The following is a 16,985-nucleotide window of genomic DNA, read 5'->3' as shown; positions in this document are numbered from 1 at the left end:
CATCGGCTGCCCTGAACCCCGCCCTGCAGGGCGCATGGCAGGCACCCCGGGCATCCGTGCCCGGGGCCACGCATCCACGTGACCCCGATTTCAGCCTCCCTGACCCCCGCTCTCCGGGGTGGTCGGCTTCCTCTGGCGTACCTACGATCCCGCTCGATTACGTTTGCCCCATCCCATGACCTCAAAGATCCGCACTCATCTGTTTGCCCTCGCGTTGGCCGTGATCGGTTCGGCCTCGCAGGCTGGCGTCGTGGAGACCCGCTTCGGTAGCACCGACGGCCTCGGCATCGGACTGGCCAGTGGCGACTCGTTCGAGTTCTTCGACCTGGCCGACCCGCAAGCCGACGGCACCAATGACTGGCAGCCCGGCGGCTTCGCCGCGCCGTTGAACCTGCTGCCCTTCAGCGGCAGCGTGACCGGTGCCTCGCTGCAGATCTTCTCCGGCGGCTGGGGCTTCGGCGGCAACGCCAGCGTCTACCTGAACAACCAGCTCGTCGGGCTGCTGACCAACGGGGACGCCGACGAAAGCGTGGACCTCGTCAACACCGCCTGGCTGGACAGCTACGACCTGGCCAGCCTCCTGGGCCTGATCGGCAGCAGCAACACCGTCGAGATCCGCACCGTCGATGCGGGCGACTTCGGCAGCCTGGGCTACGTCAAGCTCACGCTGCAAACCCAGGACGCCACCGGCGGCACCGTGCCCGAACCTGCCAGCCTGGCCCTGGCCGCCGTGGCGCTGGCCGGCGTCGCGCTGACCACGCGCCGTCGCCGCCGCGACTGAGCTCCATTCGCGCACACTCACGCGCCGGCCCTCGCAGCCGGCGCGTCCGTTTCAGGCCTGCCGTGATCCGCTCTGCCGTCGTTCGCCTCCTTCCGCTGTTCATTGCCCTGCCGGTCGCCGCGCAGACGCTGCCCGAACTGGCCGACCGCGCCCTGGCCGCCGACCCCGCCGTGCGCGCCACCAGCGCGTCGCTGCGGGCCGCCGAGGAGCGGCTGTACCAGGCCCGGGCAGCGTATGGCCCGACGGCCCACCTGACCGCCACCAGCAGCGACACGCGCTACCGCGAGGGTGTGGCCGAGCAGGCGCGGCCGTTCCGGTCCGACCAGTACGTCGTCCAGGTCAGCCAGCCACTGTGGCGCGGCGCGCTGTACCCGGCCCTGCAGGCCGCGCGCAGCCAGCTTGAGCAGGCCGACGGCGCGCTGCAGCAGGCGCGGCAGGAGGCCCAGCAGCGCGTGGCCGAGGCGGTGCTGGAAGTGTTCAAGTCGCGCGACGTGCTGGCCCATGCCACCGCGCTGCGCGAGGCCTACGGCGAGCAGCTCGCCTCGGCCCGGCGCAGCTTCCAGGTCGGCCGCGCGGCAGCCCCCGAGGTGCGCGAGGCCGAGGCGCGCGTGGACGGCGCCGTCGCGCAGGCGCTCGCCGCCGAGGCCGAGCTGGATCTGCGCCAGCAGGTGCTCGTCGAGGTGGCCAACGGCCCCGTGGCTGCGCTGCTGGCCCGCGGCGTCGTGGCGGACGCGCTGCCGCCGCTGCGGGCCGACAGCGTGCTGGACTGGCTGTCGCGCGCCGAGGTCGAGAGCCCGCAGCTGCGCCAGGCGCGGCTGGCCGTGGAGACGGCCGAGGCCGAGACGCGCAAGGCCTCGATGGCGCATGCCCCCACCGTGGACCTGAACGCCAGCTACACGCGCTCCAGCGACACCGGCACGGTGACCAGCATCTTCCCGCGCCGCGGCACGTCCACCGCGGTGGGCGCCACGCTGACCATCCCGCTGTTCGCCAGCGGCGCCACGCAGTCGCGCGTGGCCGAGACACTGGCGCTGCGCGACAAGGCCGCCGGTGAGCTGGACCTGGCGCGCCGCACGCTGGTCATCGGCGTGCGCCAGGCCTTCGTGGCGACGCTGTCGGCGCTGTCGCAGGCCAAGGCGCTGGCCACGGCCGAGCGCTCGCAGGCGCTGTCGGTGCGTGCCAACCAGCGCGGCTTCGAGGTGGGCATCAAGACCAATGCCGATGTGCTGGAGGCGCAGGGCCGGCTGTTCGAGGCGCGGCGCGACCTGTCCCGTGCGCGGCACGATGCGTGGGCGGGTTATTTCAGGCTGCGCGCGCTCAGCGGCGCGCTGGGCGAGGGCGACTGGCAGGCGCTCGACGCGCAGCTTGTCGCCCACCAGCCGGGCGAGATCGGCCGGGCGCGCGAGCGCGGCGGGAACGGCCCATGATGGCGACGGGCGACCACGAGGCCGTGCTGCCGCCTCCCGCGGCCACGCCGCCGGCGGCCGAGCTGGCGCCTGCGCTGGCCCTGTGGCTGCAGCGGCTGCATGCCGCAGGCCTGGGCTGCCAGGGCGTGGCGCTGCACGCGGCCGATGCGGCATGGCGTGCGCCGTTCGAGCGTGCCGACGTGGCCGACGCCTGGGCAGAAGCCCGCGCCCGCGTCACGCGCGACAGCCCGGTGGCGCTGAGCCGCGTGGCGACCGGCGAGCTGATGGTCGCGACGCACCTGGCACTGCCCAGCGGCCAGCCGGGCATCGTCGGCGCGCTGCTTGAGGCCCCGCACAACGACCGCAGCCTGCAGTTGCTGCTGCTGTCGCTGGGCTGGCTGCAGCTGACGCTGAGCGCGGCCAGCCTGGCGCACAACCAGCGCGCGGCCGAGCTGCTGGAGCTGATGGGCCACGTCGCCTCGCATAAAGACGCACGCGCGGCCGCGCAGGACTGGGTCAACCGCACCGCGGCCTGGGCGCGGCGCGAGCTGGCCCCCGAAGCCGACCTGAGGCTGGCGCTGTTCGAGGTGCGCCACGAGCGCGCGCGCTGGTGGGTGGCGGCCGATGTCGCCCACGCCGAGAGCGGCAGCCCGGCCGTGCAGGCGGCCACCGAGATTGCCCAGCGCGCCTTCGTCGAAGGCCGCGAGCTGACCGAGCCCGAAGCCTGGGCGCTGCCGCTGCTGGACCGGGGCGAGGTCGTCGCCGTGCTGGTTGCACAGGGCGACGCGTCGCCCGCCGCCCGGCAGGTGTTGCGCACCAGCGCCGCGCTGGCCGAACCGCTGCTGCGCCACTGGCGGGCTGCCGAGCTGCCGCTGCCGGTGCAGGCGTGGCGCGCGCTGCGCCGCGTCGGCGCCCGGCTGCGTGGCCCCGGCCACTGGGTCTGGAAAGGCGGTGCCGTGGCCGCAGTGCTGGTGCTGGCGGTGCTGCTGCTGGTTCCTGTGGACGACCGCGTCACCGCCCCCACCGTCATCGAAGGCCGCACCCGCCAGCTCGTCACGGCGCCGTTCGAGGGCTTCATCGCCCAGGCGCTGGTGCGGCCGGGCGACCGGGTGCGCCAGGGCCAGGTCATGCTGAAGCTGGACGACCGCGAGCTGCAGCTGGAACAGGCCCGGCTGCGCGGCGAGCGCGACCAGGCCGCCGCCAAGCTGCGCCAGGCCATGGCCGACCGCGAGGCCGCCAGCGTGGCGCTGGCCGGCGCCGAGCTGCAGGGCGCCGAGGGCCAGCTCGCGCTGGTGGAGGCGAAGCTGGCGCGCACGCAGCTCGTCGCGCCCCTCGACGGCCTCGTCGTCACCGGCGACTGGGTGCAGCAGCTGGGGGCGCCGGTCGAGCTGGGCAAGGAGATGTTCGAGATCGCCGCCGAGGGCTACCGCGTGGTGCTGCATGTGCCCGAGCGCGACATCGCCCGCGTGCGCACCGGCCAGCCCGGCGTGCTGCGCCTGGCCGGCCAGCCGCATGCGGGCCACGACTTCGAGTTGAGCCGCGTGACCGCCACGGCCAGCGTGCAGGAGGGCAGCAACGGCTTCCGCGCCGAGGCTGCGTGGGTGGGCGAGGTGCCGGCGCTGAGCCCCGGCATGCAGGGCGTGGCCAAGGTCGTCGTGGGCCGGTCCAACCTGCTGACGATCTGGACGCGCGAATCCGTCGCCTGGCTGCGGCTCAAGCTCTGGCAGTACTGGATCTAGATCGATGCAAGCGCTCCTCTCCGAGCACTGGCATGCCCTTCGCCACTTGCGCCCCCGCCTGCGCGACGGTGTCGAACCCCTGCACCGCCGCCTGCGCGGCCGTTCCTGGGTGCTGCTGTCCGACCCCGTCAGCCAGCGCTTTCACCGCATGACGCCCGAGGTCTGGCGGGTGCTGTCGCTGTGCGACGGCCGCCGCACGCTGGACGAAGTCTGGGATGCCGCCTGCGCCGCCGCCAGCGAGGGCCACGAGGACGGCGCCGCCAGCATCTCTCAGCACGAGCTGGTGCAGCTGGTGTCGTCGCTGCATTCGAACGACCTGCTGCAGAGCCAGGTGTCGCCCGATGCCGGCGAGGTGTTCGAGCGCTTCGAGCGCCAGCGCAAGGCCAAGTTCAAGCAGAACTGGCTCAACCCGATGAGCCTGCGCCTGCCGCTGTTCCACCCCGATGCGTGGTTCGACAAGCAGACGGGCCTGGCGCGCATGCTGTTCAGCACGCCGGTCGCGCTGCTGTGGCTGGCCCTGGTCTTGCCGGCCGCGGTGCTGGGCGCGCAGCACTGGCAGGCGCTGACCGAGAACCTGTCGGACCGGGTGCTGTCTGCCAGCAACCTCGTGCTGCTGTGGTTCGTCTACCCGGCCGTGAAGGCGGTGCACGAGTGGGCGCACGGCCTGGCCGTGAAGGCGCGCGGCGGCACGGTGCGCGAGATCGGCCTGCTGTTCATCATCTTCGCGCCGGTGCCTTATGTGGATGCAACCTCGTCGTACCGCTTCCCGTCCAAGTGGGCGCGGGCGCAGGTGGCGGCGGCGGGCATCCTGGCCGAGCTGGCGCTGGGCGCAGTGGCCGTCTACGTGTGGCTGGCGGCCGAGCCGGGGCTGGTGACGGCGATTGCGTACAACGTCATCCTGATTGCCGGTGTGTCGACGCTGCTCGTCAACGGCAACCCGCTGATGCGCTACGACGGCTACTTCATCGCCACCGACCTGCTGGAGCTGCCCAACCTGGCACAGCGCGCTCAGGCCTACTGGGTCTACCTGAGCGACCGCTGGCTGTTCGGCGCCCGCGACGCCGAGCCGCCGCTGGCCTCCAACGGCGAGCGCGGCATCCTGTTCGTCTACGGCGCCATCGCGCCGGTCTACCGCTTGCTCATCACCGTAGGCCTGATCTGGTTCGTGGCCAGCGAGTACCTGCTGGTCGGCACCCTCATGGCCATCATGGCCGGCTGGCAGGCGCTGGTCATGCCGCTCTGGAAGGCCTGGAAGCATCTCGACGAAGGTGGCTCGCTGGCGCGTCGGCGCGACCTGGCCAAGCGCCGCACGCTGCTGCTGCTGGCCGGCGTGCTGGGGTTCATGGGGCTGGTGCCGCTGCCGTTCTACTCGGTGCACCAGGGGGTCGTCTGGCTGCCCGACGAGGCGCTGGTGCGCGCCGAGGCGCCCGGCCAGATCAGCGCAGTGCAGGCCGTGCCGGGCAGCGCGGTGGCGCGCGGTGCGCCGCTGCTGAAGATAGACAACCTGCCGCTGCAGGCGGAGCTGACGCAGGCGGCCGCCGCGCTGGCGCAGACCGAGGCCAGCCTGCGCCGCGCCGAGGTGGCGGAGCCGGCCCGCGCCATCCCGCTGCGCAGCGAGCTGGCGGCGCGGCAGCGGCGCTTCGACGAGGCGAGCGCGCGTGTCGCCGCTTTAGGCGTGACGGCCGCCACGGCGGGCCGCTGGCTGCCTGACGCGCCCACCGAGCTGACTGGCCGCGCCGTCAAGCGCGGCGAGATGCTGGGGTATCTCGTCGCCGGCCCGACCGACCGCGTGCGCGTGGCCATCACGCAGGAAGACGCGGACATGGTCAAGCACCGCGGGCAGTCCGCGCAGGTGCGGCTGATGCAGGCGCCGTACGCGATGCTCGACGCCCGCGTGCGCCGCGAGGTGCCGGGTGGTGGTTTCGAGCTGGTGTCGCCCGCTTTGGGCTCGTCGGGTGGCGGCGAGATCGGCGTTGACCCGACCCATGAAGGCGGCCGCCACAGCCTGCGCCGCGTGTTCGACATCGAGCTTCAGCTGGCCCAGCCGTCGCCCAGCGCGGTGTTCGGCGACAAGGTCTGGGTGCGCTTTGACCTCGGCGCCACGCCGCTGGCCGTGCAGTGGCTGCTGCGGCTGCGCCAAGCCTTCCTGTCACGCCTGAATGTCTAGCGCCGTTGCCGATCTGCGCTGGCTGCGCGCGCTGGCCGGCCCCGAGTTCCGCCGTGCCGACACGCTGCGCGACGAGCGCGGCGCCGAGGGCGATGCCAAGCTGGAGCGCTGGCTGCGCGATGCGGTGGGGTGGCTGCCGGTGCGCAGCGAGTCCGCCCGCAGCATCGCTGCGCTGAACGCCGCCATCACGGCGCTGCCGCTGCGCGAGGCGAGCGACGAGGTTCTGGCGCAGCGCTTGCGTGACGCGATGGCCGCGCTGCGCGCCGATGCGCGCGACGGGGTCGCGCTGGCGCAGGCGCTGGGGGCCGTCGGCGAGGGCGCGCGGCGCACGCTGGGCCTGTGGCCGCACGCGGTGCAGTTTGCCGGCGCGCGCCTGCTCATCAGCGGGCGCCTGGCCGAGATGCGCACCGGCGAGGGCAAGACGCTGGTGGCCGCACTGGCCGCCACCGTGATGGCCGCCAGTGGCGCCGGCGTGCACGTCGTCAGCACCAACGACTACCTGGCCGAGCGCGACTGCGAGGAAATGCGGCCGCTGTTCGCGTTCTTCGGCCTGGCCGGCGGCTTCGTGAAGGGCGGCATGAAGCCCGACGAGCGCCGCGCCGCCTACCGCCATGCCGTCTGCTACGTCAGCGGCAAGGAGCTGGTGTTCGACTACCTGAAGGACCGTCTCGCCGGCCACGGCCTGCTGCCGGCGCGCGTGGCGGGGCTGCGCGGCTTCGTGAAAGGCGAGGCCGCCGAGCCACTGATCCCCGCGCTGCACTTCGCCATCGTCGACGAGGCCGACAGCGTGCTCATCGACGAGGCGCGCACGCCGATGATCCTGTCGCAGGAGGCCGAGGGCCTCCACGAGCCGGCGCTGCTGGACTGGGCCATGGCCGGCGCGCAGGCGCTGCGCGAGGGCACGCACTTCCGCCGCGCCGACGGCCGGCGCGAGATCGAGCTGCTGCCCGCCGCCCTGGACGCGTGCCCGCCAGTGCCTGCCGGCGTGCGCCCCGTGTGGCGCGCCCGCGCCTGGCGCGAGCAGGTGCTGCGCCAGGCGCTGACGGCGCTGCACCTGTACCAGCGTGACCAGCACTACATCCTCGCGCCCGGCGAGAAGCCCGAAGAGGGGCTGAAGGTGCAGATCGTCGACGAGAGCACCGGCCGCGTGATGGCCGACCGCAGCTGGGAGCAGGGCCTGCACCAGCTCATCGAGACCAAGGAGGGCGTGCCGCTCACCAAGGGCCGCGACACGCTCGCGCGCATGACCTTCCAGCGCTTCTTCCGCCGCTACTACCTGCTCGCCGGCCTGACCGGCACCGCGGCCGAGGCCGCCACCGAGCTGTGGGCCACGTACCGGCTGCGCGTGCGCCGGCTGCCCACGCACCGGCCTGTGCAGCGTCGCGAGCTGCCCGCGGTCTGCTTCGCCGATGCCGCCGCCAAGTGGCAGGCCGTGGCCGACGACGCCATCGCCGCTGCCGCGCGCGGCCAGGCCGTGCTGGTGGGCACGCGCAGCGTTGAGGCCAGCGAGGCGGCCACCACGGCGCTGCTCGCGCGCGGCGTGGAAGCCACCGTGCTGAACGCGCGGCAGGACGCGCAAGAAGCCGCCATCGTCGGCCGCGCCGGGGCGTCGGGCCGCATCACCGTGGCCACCAACATGGCCGGCCGCGGCACCGACATCAAGCCCGACCAGGCGGCGCTCGCGGCCGGCGGGCTGCACGTCATCCTGACCGAGTACCACGAGTCCCCGCGCGTGGACCGCCAGCTGTTCGGCCGCAGCGGCCGGCAGGGCCAGGTCGGCAGCGTGCGCGCGCTGGTGGCGGCCGACGACCCGCTGTTCAGAACGCTGCCCGCCCCGCTGCGCACTGCGCTGGCGCGTGGCCTCGGCCTGCGGCTGGCGCTGCGCCTGGCGCAGCAGGATGCGCAACGCCGCGCCTGGGCCGCACGCAAGCAAACTCTCCGCCAGGATCGCGAGCTGCATCGCATCATCGGCATCGCCGGTTCAACGACATGACACCTCACACCTCTCCTGCCCGCCTCGCCTTGCTGCCCTGGGCGGCCCTGCTGGTCGCGGGTCCAGCCTTCGCCGCCGCCGACTACGACTGCATGATCGAGCCCGCGCAGACCGTGGAGATCCGCAGTCCGGTTGTCGGCATCCTGGAGCGCGTTCACGCGCGCCGTGGCGAGGCCATCCGGCAGGGCCAGGTGCTGGTCAGCATCGAGAGCAGCGTGGAGGCCAGTGCGGCGGACTCGGCCAAGGCGCGAGCCGAGGCGCAAGGCCAGGCGCAGCTGGCGGGTGCGAAGGTCAGCGCGCTGCGCGAGAAGGCCCGGCGCCTGCAGGACCTGCTCGCCGAGGAGTTCGTCTCGGCTCAGGCGGTGGAAGACGCGCAGGCCGAACTCAAGCTGGCCGAAGCGGAACTGAAGACCGCCACCGAGAACAACCAGATCGCCCGCCTGGATCACCGCCAGGCCGTCGACCAGCTGCGTCGCCGCCAGATCCTGGCGCCGTTCAGCGGCGTGGTGGTGGACCAGTACCTCTACCCCGGCGCGCTGATGGACAGCAGCGACACCAAGAAGCCCGTGCTGAAGATTGCGCAGACGCACCCGCTGAAGGTGCAGGCGCTGCTGCCGGTGAAGGCGTTCACGCAGGTCAGGCCGGGGCAGATGGTGAGCGTGACGCCCGAGGCGCCGTTCGCCGACAAGCCCATCCAGGCCAAGGTGCGCACGGTAGACCGGGTGCTGGACGCCGCGGCCGGCACCTTCGGCATCGTGGCGGAGATCGACAACGTCAAGGGTGAGCTGCCGGCGGGGTTGCGGTGCAAGGTCAGGCTGTAGCGCGCCGATGAAGCACCTGCTGGCCCCGCTGCGCTGGCTCGTCCGGGTCGTCCTGGCGCTGCTCATCCTCTTCGAGGAATGGGGCTGGGAGCCGCTGCGGCGCGTCTTTGCGCTGATCGCGAAGCTGCCGCTCGTGCGGCAGTTCGAGGCGTTGCTGAAGCGCCTGCCGCCCCGGTGGGCGCTGGTCGTGCTGGTGCTGCCCAGCCTGCTGATCCTGCCGGTCAAGCTGCTGGCGCTGTGGCTGGTGGCCGAGGGCCGCGTGACGCTGGGCGTGGCGGTCATCGTGGCCGCCAAGCTCGTCGGCACGGCGCTGCTGGCCTGGTTGTTCCAGATCATCCAGCCGGCGCTGATGCAGCTGGGCTGGTTCGCGCGTGTTTACGCGCGTTGGACCTACTGGAAGGCCGAGCTGCTTGCCTGGGTGCGGGCGAGCGCGGTGTGGCGCTGGGCGCGGGCGATCAAGTTGCGGGTGAGGCGGATGTTCAGGCAACGCTGAATTCGATGAAGACTCGATACTGAACGGCATGAATGTCAGCCGCGCCTACTACGCATCGAATCTGGACGAATTCCTGCGCGCGGAGGCAGTCGGCGTGCTCGGTGCATTGGCGCGCAACTCGGGCTTTGCGATTGAGCCGACGCAGCGCAATGCGTGGCTTCGACAGATCGACATCCTCCAACATCAGCTCGAGGACTGGGCGCACGCGGGCCACATCTTCTTTGAGTTCGTCGTGCCTCGGATGGGGCGCCGCATCGACGTGCTGGTGATCATCCGCAACACCGTGCTGGTCATCGAGTTCAAGGTGGGTGAATCGAACTTCAACCGCGCCGCACTCGATCAGGTCTGGGACTACGCGCTGGATCTGAAGAACTTTCACGAGCCCAGCCATGCCGTGACGATTGCGCCGGTGCTCGTGGCGACAGAGGCGCCCGCCGGCGTCAGCGTGATCGCCGCCAGCCATCACAACGACGGGGTGCTGTTGCCGATCAGCACGGGGCCAGCCTCGCTGAGCTTGTGCATCCAACAAGTGCTGTCCTTGAGTGAGGGCGCCGACATTGACCCGGAAGGCTGGGTGCGCGGCCGCTACAAGCCCACGCCGACGATCGTGGAGGCTGCGTCAGCTCTGTATGGCCAGCACTCGGTTGCAGACTTGTCACGCAGTGATGCGGGCGCCAAGAACCTGTCGGTCACCTCGACGGTCGTCGATCAGGTCATCGAATCGGCACGTCGGCAGCGGCGAAAAGCCATCTGCTTCATCACGGGCGTCCCCGGCGCCGGGAAGACCTTGGTGGGCTTGGATGTCGCGACCAAGCACATGGACGCCAGCAGCGAGCTGCACAGCGTTTACCTGTCTGGGAATGGACCGCTGGTCAAGATTCTGTGTGAGGCGCTGACCCGTGACGAAGTCGCCCGGGCCAAAGCCAGGAACATGCGTCTGCGAAAAGGTGAGGCGAGCAAAGCCGTGGAGGCGTTCATTCAGAACGTGCATCACTTCCGCGATGCCTATCTGGCGGACGAGCGGGCGCCCGTTGACCATGTGGTGATCTTCGATGAAGCGCAGCGCGCGTGGACGCTGGAACAGTCAGCCAAGTTCATGGCGCAAAAGAAGGGCCGGCCCAACTTCAATCGGTCCGAGCCCGAGTTCCTCATCTCCTGCATGGACCGTCACCCGGACTGGGCAGTGGTGGTCTGCCTGGTCGGCGGTGGGCAGGAGATCAATACGGGCGAGGCCGGCATCGGCGAATGGCTGCAGGCCATAGAACGGCATTTCCCGTCTTGGCAGGTCTATGTGTCACCGCATCTGACCGACAGCGAGTACGCGGCAACGGCTGCGATCGCATCGTTGCAGCAGCATGCCGAGGTGGTGTTCGACGAAGGCCTGCACCTGGCCGTTTCCATGCGCTCGTTCAGGGCCGAGCATGTCTCGACCTTCGTGAAGCACTTGCTCGACCGCGACACGGCCCAGGCGGTCGTGGCATTGAACGCCGTTCAGCGTCGCTATCCGATCGTTGCCACGCGCGACTTGTCGGCGGCCAAGAAGTGGCTCAAGTCTCAGGCGCGCGGCACGGAGCGCTACGGCATCGTCGTGTCATCCCAGGCCGAGCGGCTCAAGCCACATGCCATCAACGTGCGCTCACCAATGGACCCGGTGCACTGGTTCTTGGATGACAAGGACGATGTGCGTTCTTCTTACTACCTGGAGGATGTCGCCACGGAGTTTCACGTCCAGGGGCTTGAGCTTGACTGGGCCTGCGTGGCGTGGGATGCCGACTTGCGAGTCGGCAGCGGCGGTTGGCGTCACCACCAGTTTGTCGGCAACAAGTGGCAGCACATCCACAAGCCAGAGCGCCAGCTGTACCTGAAGAATGCCTATCGGGTGCTGCTGACGCGGGCTCGGCAAGGCATGGTCATCGTCGTGCCGCCTGGCGACCCCGAGGACCCGACGCGCGCGCCGGCGTTCTACGACCCCATCTTTCAGTACTTAAGCGACGTCGGCATTCCAACGCTGTGAGTGGCAGCCTTCGGCCCGACACGCAGCCGCTGCTCCCGCTGCCCATCAATCTCCGCGCGGATCCGTTCAAGCTCCGCCTGCCGCTCATCCCGGTAGAACAGGTTGTACGCCTCGAACGGCACCATGCGTCCATCGGGCCGGGCGATGTGGATGCAGCTTTTCTTCAGCGCGCGGATGTCCAGCGACTGCGCGTCCATGAACTGCACGATGAGCACGCGGAACACGTCGCGGTAGCTGAGCTGGGGCGCGGCGATCTTGGGCAGGCAACACAGCAGCTCGGACAGGCAGTTGGCCTGGCTCTCGGGCGAGTGGTTGGTGGAGAACAGCTGGAACACCGCCGACTTCAGCGCCGGGTCGCCTTCGAACACGATGGTGCTGCGGTCGCCGGACAACAGCGTCGCGGCGTCGAGATGGCGGGTCAGCGGCACGAGGCCGTCCGGTCCACGCAGCGCATAAGCCATGGCCAGCGTGTCCGGGTTGCAGGGCACGGGCAGCACGTCGGCCAGCGTGAAGATGCCGCTCTGCTCGGCGATGAGGCGCCGCAGTTCGCTGACGGTCAGGCGGTGCTTCGCCGCGTCGTAGGCCTCCACGCGACCGGCGTTCTGGATGGGTTGCAGCGTCACGCCGCGCACGCAGCCGTAGCGCTGGCCGTGGCGGATCACGTCGCCGATTTCGTCGTCGTTGATACCTCGCTTGACCGTCATCACCAGCGTTGTCGAGAGGCCCAGCGCATCCAGCCGCGCGAGCGCCTCATCGTGCGGGCGGCGCAGGTCGGCGCCGCGCAAGTCCATCAGTGCGTCGCGCCGCAGCGAGTCGAACTGCAAATAGACCTCCAGCCCCGGCGCATAGCTGGCCAGCCGCTCCGCAAAAGCCGCGTCCAGCGCGATGCGCAGACCGTTGGTGTTGACCATCAGGTGCTTGATGGGTCGGGCCTTGGCCGCGTCGAGGATGTCGAAGAACTGCGGGTGCAGCGTCGGCTCGCCGCCGGAGATCTGCACCACATCGGCTTCGCCTTCGCTGGCGACGACGGCGTCCAGCATCGCGATGACCTCGTCCATCGTGCGGTGGCTCAGGCGTTCCGGCCCCGAGCCCGCGTAGCAGGTCGGGCAGCGCAGGTTGCAGTGGTCGCTGATCTCGATGAGCGACAGGCAGCTGTGCTGCATGTGGTCGGGGCACAGGCCGCAGTCGTAGGGGCATCCGTACTGCATCGGTGTCGCGAAGCGCTGCGGCATCTCGGGCGGCTTGACGAACACCTCGCGGCACTGGCGGTAGTAGGCCGCGTCGTCTGCCACGAGCACGCGCTCGGTCCCATGCGCCGGGCACCACTTGTCCATGTAGACCTTGTCGTCCTTGATGACGATCTTGGCCTCGACGGGGCGCAGGCAGGTCGTGCAGACGGACTGCGTCGTGCCGTAGAACAGGTAGGGGCGGACCTTGCGTGTCATGGCGTGGCCAATCGAGATGGGCGGCGCCAGGCGCGCAGCACGAGGGGTGTGTAGACGGCCAGTGCGATGAGGCAGGTCCACTGGATGCCCGACAAACCCAGCGGATACGCGACGGGCACCGGCTTGAGGAACTCGACGCCGAAGCGCCACAGCAGGTAGGCGCTCAGGAACAACTTGAAGGCCTGGCCCGGCGTGGCGAAGCGGGTGCGGTGCAGTGCCAGGCCTAGGGTCAGCACGACCGCGATCTCGTAGAGCTGCGTCGGATGGCGCGGCGTGCCGTCACCAAAGTCCACGCCCCACGGGGCAGTCGTTGGCACGCCGTAGGTGTCGTCATGCAGGCCGGCGAGGAAGCAGCCGATGCGGCCGATGCACAGGCCGGTGGCGATGGGCAGCACCATTGCATCGCCGGTGCTGCGGGTCTGGCCAGTCAGCGTCTTGGCGATCTCTACGCCGATGAGGCCGCCCAGCAGGCCGCCGACGACGCTTTGGCCGGGCCAGGCGAGGGTGCGGGTCTGCCAGAGAGACAGCGCGATGTCCGGCCGTTCGATGAAGAAGACCAGCTTGTTGCCCAGCGCTGCGCCGATCAGCAGCCCCACGAGCACACCGAAGTTGCCTGGCGCCAGCGCGCCGCCGCGTTGCTGGTGCTTTAGCGTGCGGCGCCACATCGCTGCGCCCAGCGCCATGCCAGCCCATGCAAAGGCGCTGTGCGTCCACGCGGCGGTGGACCAGGCGCTGTCGCTCATGCGGAAGGCGGTTTGTCGTCATGCAGCCGCTTGCGCAGCGCGGACACGCACCACCAGGCCAGCCCGCCGCCGATCAACAGGCTGGGCACGGAGAAGACGAAGATGGCCATGGCGTAAGGATCGCGCTGTTCCGACGTCACGCCGGCCACGCCGATGGCCGTGAAGATCGTGCCGCACAAACTGGCGAGGCCGAATCCCAGCGTGCCCATCATCAGCAGGCTGATGACGACGGTGCGCCAAACCTTGGAGCCGGTGTTGCCGCTCATGTCGACGACGCCATCAGCAGCGAGGCCACGCGCTCGCGCAGCACCTCGGGCGACACCTGAGCCGGCTTCATCGGCTCATCCACCTTCAGCGACACGGGGCTCCAGAACCCGCGCCGCAACGGCTTCACCATCGCCTTGCCACCCTCCACGCGCGAGAAGTAGCTGCCCCACAGGTTGCCCAGCGCCATCGGGATGACGGGCACGTCCGGCAGGTCTTCGATCAGCTTCATGACGCCGCCCTTGAACGGCTGCAGCGTGCCGTCACGCGTGATGCCGCCCTCCGGGAAGATGCAGACCATCTCTCCGTCCTCCAGCACGGCGCGGGCGGCGGTGAAGGCGGCCTCGTAGGTGGCCGGGTCGGTCTTGGCCGGCGCGATGGGAATGGCTTTGGCCAGCTTGAACATCCAGCCCAGCACCGGCGTCTTGAAGATCTGCGCGTCCATCAGGAAGCGGATCGGGCGCGGGCTGGCGGCCATCAGCAGCACGGCGTCCACAAATGACACGTGGTTGCACACCAGCACGGCCGGGCCGGTCGTCGGGATGCGCTGGTCGTTGACGATCTTGAAGCGGTAGACCAGCCGCGTCAGCACGAAGGCGACGAAGCGCAGCAGGTACTCCGGCACGATCAGGAAGATGTAGATGCCCACGACGGCGTTGGCGATGCCGACCGCCAGGAAGATCTGCGGGATGGTGAGACCCGCGCTGAGCATCGCGCCGGCAATGATGGAGCTGGCGATCATGAACAGCGCGTTCAGGATGTTGTTGGCCGCGATGATGCGGGCGCGGTGCGTGGGCTGCGCGCGCAGCTGGATCAGCGCGTACATCGGCACGCTGTACAGGCCGGCGAACAGCGCCAGCAAAGCCAGGTCGGCCAGCACGCGCCAGTGCGCGGTGACGGCCAGGAAGGCGCTGACGCTGTAAGGCGCGCTGGCCGGCAGGCCGCTGGCGGCGAAGTACAGGTCGATGGCGAACACGCTCATGCCGAGCGCGCCCAGCGGCACCAGGCCGATCTCGACCTGGCGCTTGGACAGCATCTCGCACATCAGCGAGCCGATGCCGATGCCGATGGAGAACACCGCCAGCAGCAGCGACGCCACCTGCGGGCTGCCGTGCAGCACCTCCTTCGCAAAGGCGGGGAAGTTGGCCAGGAAGACCGCACCGAAGAACCACATCCACGAGATGCCCAGCAGCGAGCGGAACACCGCCAGCTGCCCGTGCGCCAGCTTGAGGTTTCGCCAGGTCTCGCTGACTGGGTTCCAGTTGATGACTAGGCCGGGGTCGGTGGACGGGCTGTGCGGCAGCGCCTGTGCGGTCACGCGGCCCAGCACGGCCAGCACCAGGCAGGCCCAGGCGACGTGGTGCGGGCCGACGACCGGCGTGTCGACCAGGATACCGCCGGCCAGTTGGCCCAGCAGGATGGCGACGAAGGTGCCCATCTCCACCATGCCATTTCCGCCGGTCAGCTCGCGCTCGTTGAGGTGCTGCGGCATGTAGGCGTACTTGACCGGGCCGAACAGCGTGGAGTGCAGGCCCATCAGGAACACGCAGGCCAGCAGCGTCGGCACGTGACTGGCATAGAAGCCCCAGGCCGCGAGCGCCATGATGGCGATCTCCAGGCTCTTCACCAGCTGCATCAGCCGCGCCTTGTCGTGCTTGTCGGCGAGCTGGCCGCTGGTGGCGGAGAACAGCACGAACGGCAGGATGAACAGCGCGCCGATGACCAGCCCCGCGTGGCTGGGCGGCATCCAGTCCAGCTGCAGCTGGTAGGTCACCATCAGCGTGAATGCGAACTTGAAGACGTTGTCGTTCGCGGCGCCCAGGAACTGCGTCCAGAAGAAGGGCGCGAAGCGGCGCTGGCCCAGCAGTGCAAACTGGTTCGGATGTTCGGTGCTCATGGCTGGACGAGTTGCGGTGGTTCGGAGAGGCCGGCGCGCGGCAGCCAGGCGAACATCGAGTCGACGGTGACCGTGTCGATGTGCCGGGTCATGCGGCGCGCGGTCGGATGATCGTCGAAAGCGATGTTGGCCTGCGTGAGCCGGCCGCCCAGCCGGGTCATGGCCGACAGGCGCAGGTCGGTAGGCTGGTAGCCCTGGGCGCGCAGCCAGTCATGCGCCGCGCGGCGGCTGACGATGCCTGGCGCGGCGGCGGCGGCCAGCGTCTCCAGCACCCACTGGTTGCTCTGCTGGTAGGTCGTGCCGAAGGCATAGGCCACCATGCTGTAGCGCCGCTCGTTGAGGTGTTGCACGTGGGTGTTGTCCGCCAGCAGCGGCAGCAGCGCCTGCTGCAGCTCCGGCTTCAGCGCGACGAACGCGGCCTCGTAGCGGTGCGGGTTGTCCAGGAAGAACTCGCCCAGCCCCTGGCGGAACAGCGCGGCGTGGTCGGTGCCGCACTGGTTGAGCTTGTGCATGACGCGCCAGACGGCCGGCTGCTGCGTCGTGTCCTTGTAGACGAACCCCAGGTGCGACCAGCGCAGCCCGTACTTGGACAGGTCCTGCCCGGCGCGGGCCAGGATCAGCACCTGCGCGCCGCTGGCGTCCAGCCGCTTGGCTGTGGCCTGCGCGAGGTTGAGGCCCTGCTCGATCTGGCGCGTGGTCTGCGGCGTCTCTTCGCAGGGGCGGCCGGCGTGGGCGGCCGTCGCGAGCGCCAGCGCGGCGATGGCGAGCGTCAGCCTCAACGGCTCACCCGCTCGTTGTGCAGCAGCGCCTTGCCGATCTCGTTCGGGATGAAGGCGATCACCTGGCCCGCGGCGGACAGCACCGTGCCGGCGCCGACCACGGAGACGGTCACGGCGATGCCCGTGTTGATGAAGGCGCTCGCGGCGAGCTTGCCGGTGGTCCTGAGGCTGATGCGGGCGCCGTCGGACGCGCGCTCCAGCACCCAGACCGTGGCGTCGCCGACGATCTCGACGCTGACCACCGTCAGCGTGACGCCGGCCGACAGGATGCCGGCTGGCAACGCGCTCAGCGCGGCGCCGGTGGCGCTGACCGCGCCGACCGACAGCACGATGGGCGCGACGGACAGCGCCGCGCTCATCTCCGACGGGTTGAGCTGCGCGTGGGCAGGCTGGCCGAGGGCCAGCGCGAGTGTGGTGATGGCGAACAGGGTTTTCATGTCGAT

14 protein-coding genes are annotated in these 16,985 nt (G+C 70.3%); 8 read left to right on the top strand and 6 right to left on the bottom strand.

Annotated features, from left to right (window positions below; all coding sequences use genetic code 11):
• Positions 1-175 precede the first annotated feature (175 nt).
• From ACG02S_RS10655 to ACG02S_RS10620, 8 genes are all read left to right on the top strand, one after another.
• Positions 176-781, top strand: a complete 606-nt coding sequence (locus ACG02S_RS10655) for a PEP-CTERM sorting domain-containing protein (RefSeq protein ID WP_394470430.1) — start codon at positions 176-178, stop codon at positions 779-781.
• A 62-nt stretch (positions 782-843) separates the two neighbouring features.
• Positions 844-2,208 carry a TolC family protein gene (locus ACG02S_RS10650; protein ID WP_394470429.1) on the top strand — a complete coding sequence of 455 codons (1,365 nt, stop codon included), beginning with the start codon at positions 844-846 and terminating at the stop codon, positions 2,206-2,208.
• Positions 2,208-3,926, top strand: a complete 1,719-nt coding sequence (locus ACG02S_RS10645) for an HlyD family efflux transporter periplasmic adaptor subunit (RefSeq protein WP_394470428.1) — start codon at positions 2,208-2,210, stop codon at positions 3,924-3,926. The genes ACG02S_RS10650 and ACG02S_RS10645 overlap by 1 nt, the downstream gene beginning before the upstream one ends.
• A gap of 4 nt (positions 3,927-3,930) precedes the next feature.
• On the top strand, positions 3,931-6,093 hold the full coding sequence (locus ACG02S_RS10640; RefSeq protein WP_394470427.1) for a hypothetical protein: 2,163 nt from the start codon (positions 3,931-3,933) through the stop codon (positions 6,091-6,093).
• Positions 6,086-8,086: a preprotein translocase subunit SecA gene (locus ACG02S_RS10635; protein WP_394470426.1), complete on the top strand. Its 2,001-nt coding sequence runs from the start codon at positions 6,086-6,088 to the stop codon at positions 8,084-8,086. Before ACG02S_RS10640 ends, ACG02S_RS10635 begins: the two co-directional genes overlap by 8 nt.
• Positions 8,083-8,907: an efflux RND transporter periplasmic adaptor subunit gene (locus ACG02S_RS10630; RefSeq protein ID WP_394470425.1), complete on the top strand. Its 825-nt coding sequence runs from the start codon at positions 8,083-8,085 to the stop codon at positions 8,905-8,907. Before ACG02S_RS10635 ends, ACG02S_RS10630 begins: the two co-directional genes overlap by 4 nt.
• 7 nt (positions 8,908-8,914) lie before the next feature.
• On the top strand, positions 8,915-9,400 hold the full coding sequence (locus ACG02S_RS10625; RefSeq protein WP_394470424.1) for a hypothetical protein: 486 nt from the start codon (positions 8,915-8,917) through the stop codon (positions 9,398-9,400).
• A 28-nt stretch (positions 9,401-9,428) separates the two neighbouring features.
• The gene (locus ACG02S_RS10620) at positions 9,429-11,414 is read left to right on the top strand and encodes a DUF2075 domain-containing protein (protein ID WP_394470423.1); all 1,986 of its coding nucleotides are present in this window, start codon (positions 9,429-9,431) and stop codon (positions 11,412-11,414) included.
• Here the strand turns inward: ACG02S_RS10620 and ACG02S_RS10615 are convergent.
• The 6 genes from ACG02S_RS10615 to ACG02S_RS10590 are packed head-to-tail and all read right to left on the bottom strand — an operon-like array spanning position 11,378 to position 16,979.
• Positions 11,378-12,859, bottom strand: a complete 1,482-nt coding sequence (locus ACG02S_RS10615; protein WP_394470422.1) for a radical SAM protein — start codon at positions 12,857-12,859, stop codon at positions 11,378-11,380. The genes ACG02S_RS10620 and ACG02S_RS10615 overlap by 37 nt on opposite strands.
• The gene (locus ACG02S_RS10610; RefSeq protein ID WP_394470421.1) at positions 12,856-13,602 is read right to left on the bottom strand and encodes a prolipoprotein diacylglyceryl transferase; all 747 of its coding nucleotides are present in this window, start codon (positions 13,600-13,602) and stop codon (positions 12,856-12,858) included. Before ACG02S_RS10610 ends, ACG02S_RS10615 begins: the two co-directional genes overlap by 4 nt.
• Positions 13,599-13,868 carry a hypothetical protein gene (locus ACG02S_RS10605; protein WP_394470420.1) on the bottom strand — a complete coding sequence of 90 codons (270 nt, stop codon included), beginning with the start codon at positions 13,866-13,868 and terminating at the stop codon, positions 13,599-13,601. Before ACG02S_RS10605 ends, ACG02S_RS10610 begins: the two co-directional genes overlap by 4 nt.
• Positions 13,865-15,763, bottom strand: coding sequence for an MFS transporter (locus tag ACG02S_RS10600; RefSeq protein WP_394470419.1), 1,899 nt, complete (start codon positions 15,761-15,763; stop codon positions 13,865-13,867). Before ACG02S_RS10600 ends, ACG02S_RS10605 begins: the two co-directional genes overlap by 4 nt.
• The gene (locus tag ACG02S_RS10595; protein ID WP_394470418.1) at positions 15,760-16,542 is read right to left on the bottom strand and encodes a DUF2145 domain-containing protein; all 783 of its coding nucleotides are present in this window, start codon (positions 16,540-16,542) and stop codon (positions 15,760-15,762) included. Before ACG02S_RS10595 ends, ACG02S_RS10600 begins: the two co-directional genes overlap by 4 nt.
• The gene (locus tag ACG02S_RS10590) at positions 16,539-16,979 is read right to left on the bottom strand and encodes a hypothetical protein (protein ID WP_394470417.1); all 441 of its coding nucleotides are present in this window, start codon (positions 16,977-16,979) and stop codon (positions 16,539-16,541) included. The genes ACG02S_RS10595 and ACG02S_RS10590 overlap by 4 nt, the downstream gene beginning before the upstream one ends.
• Between the last annotated feature and the right edge of the window lie 6 nt (positions 16,980-16,985).

Source organism: Pelomonas dachongensis (assembly GCF_043555865.1).
Lineage (GTDB): Bacteria > Pseudomonadota > Gammaproteobacteria > Burkholderiales > Burkholderiaceae_C > Pelomonas > Pelomonas dachongensis.
This window is presented reverse-complemented; position numbering and strand designations above follow the sequence as displayed.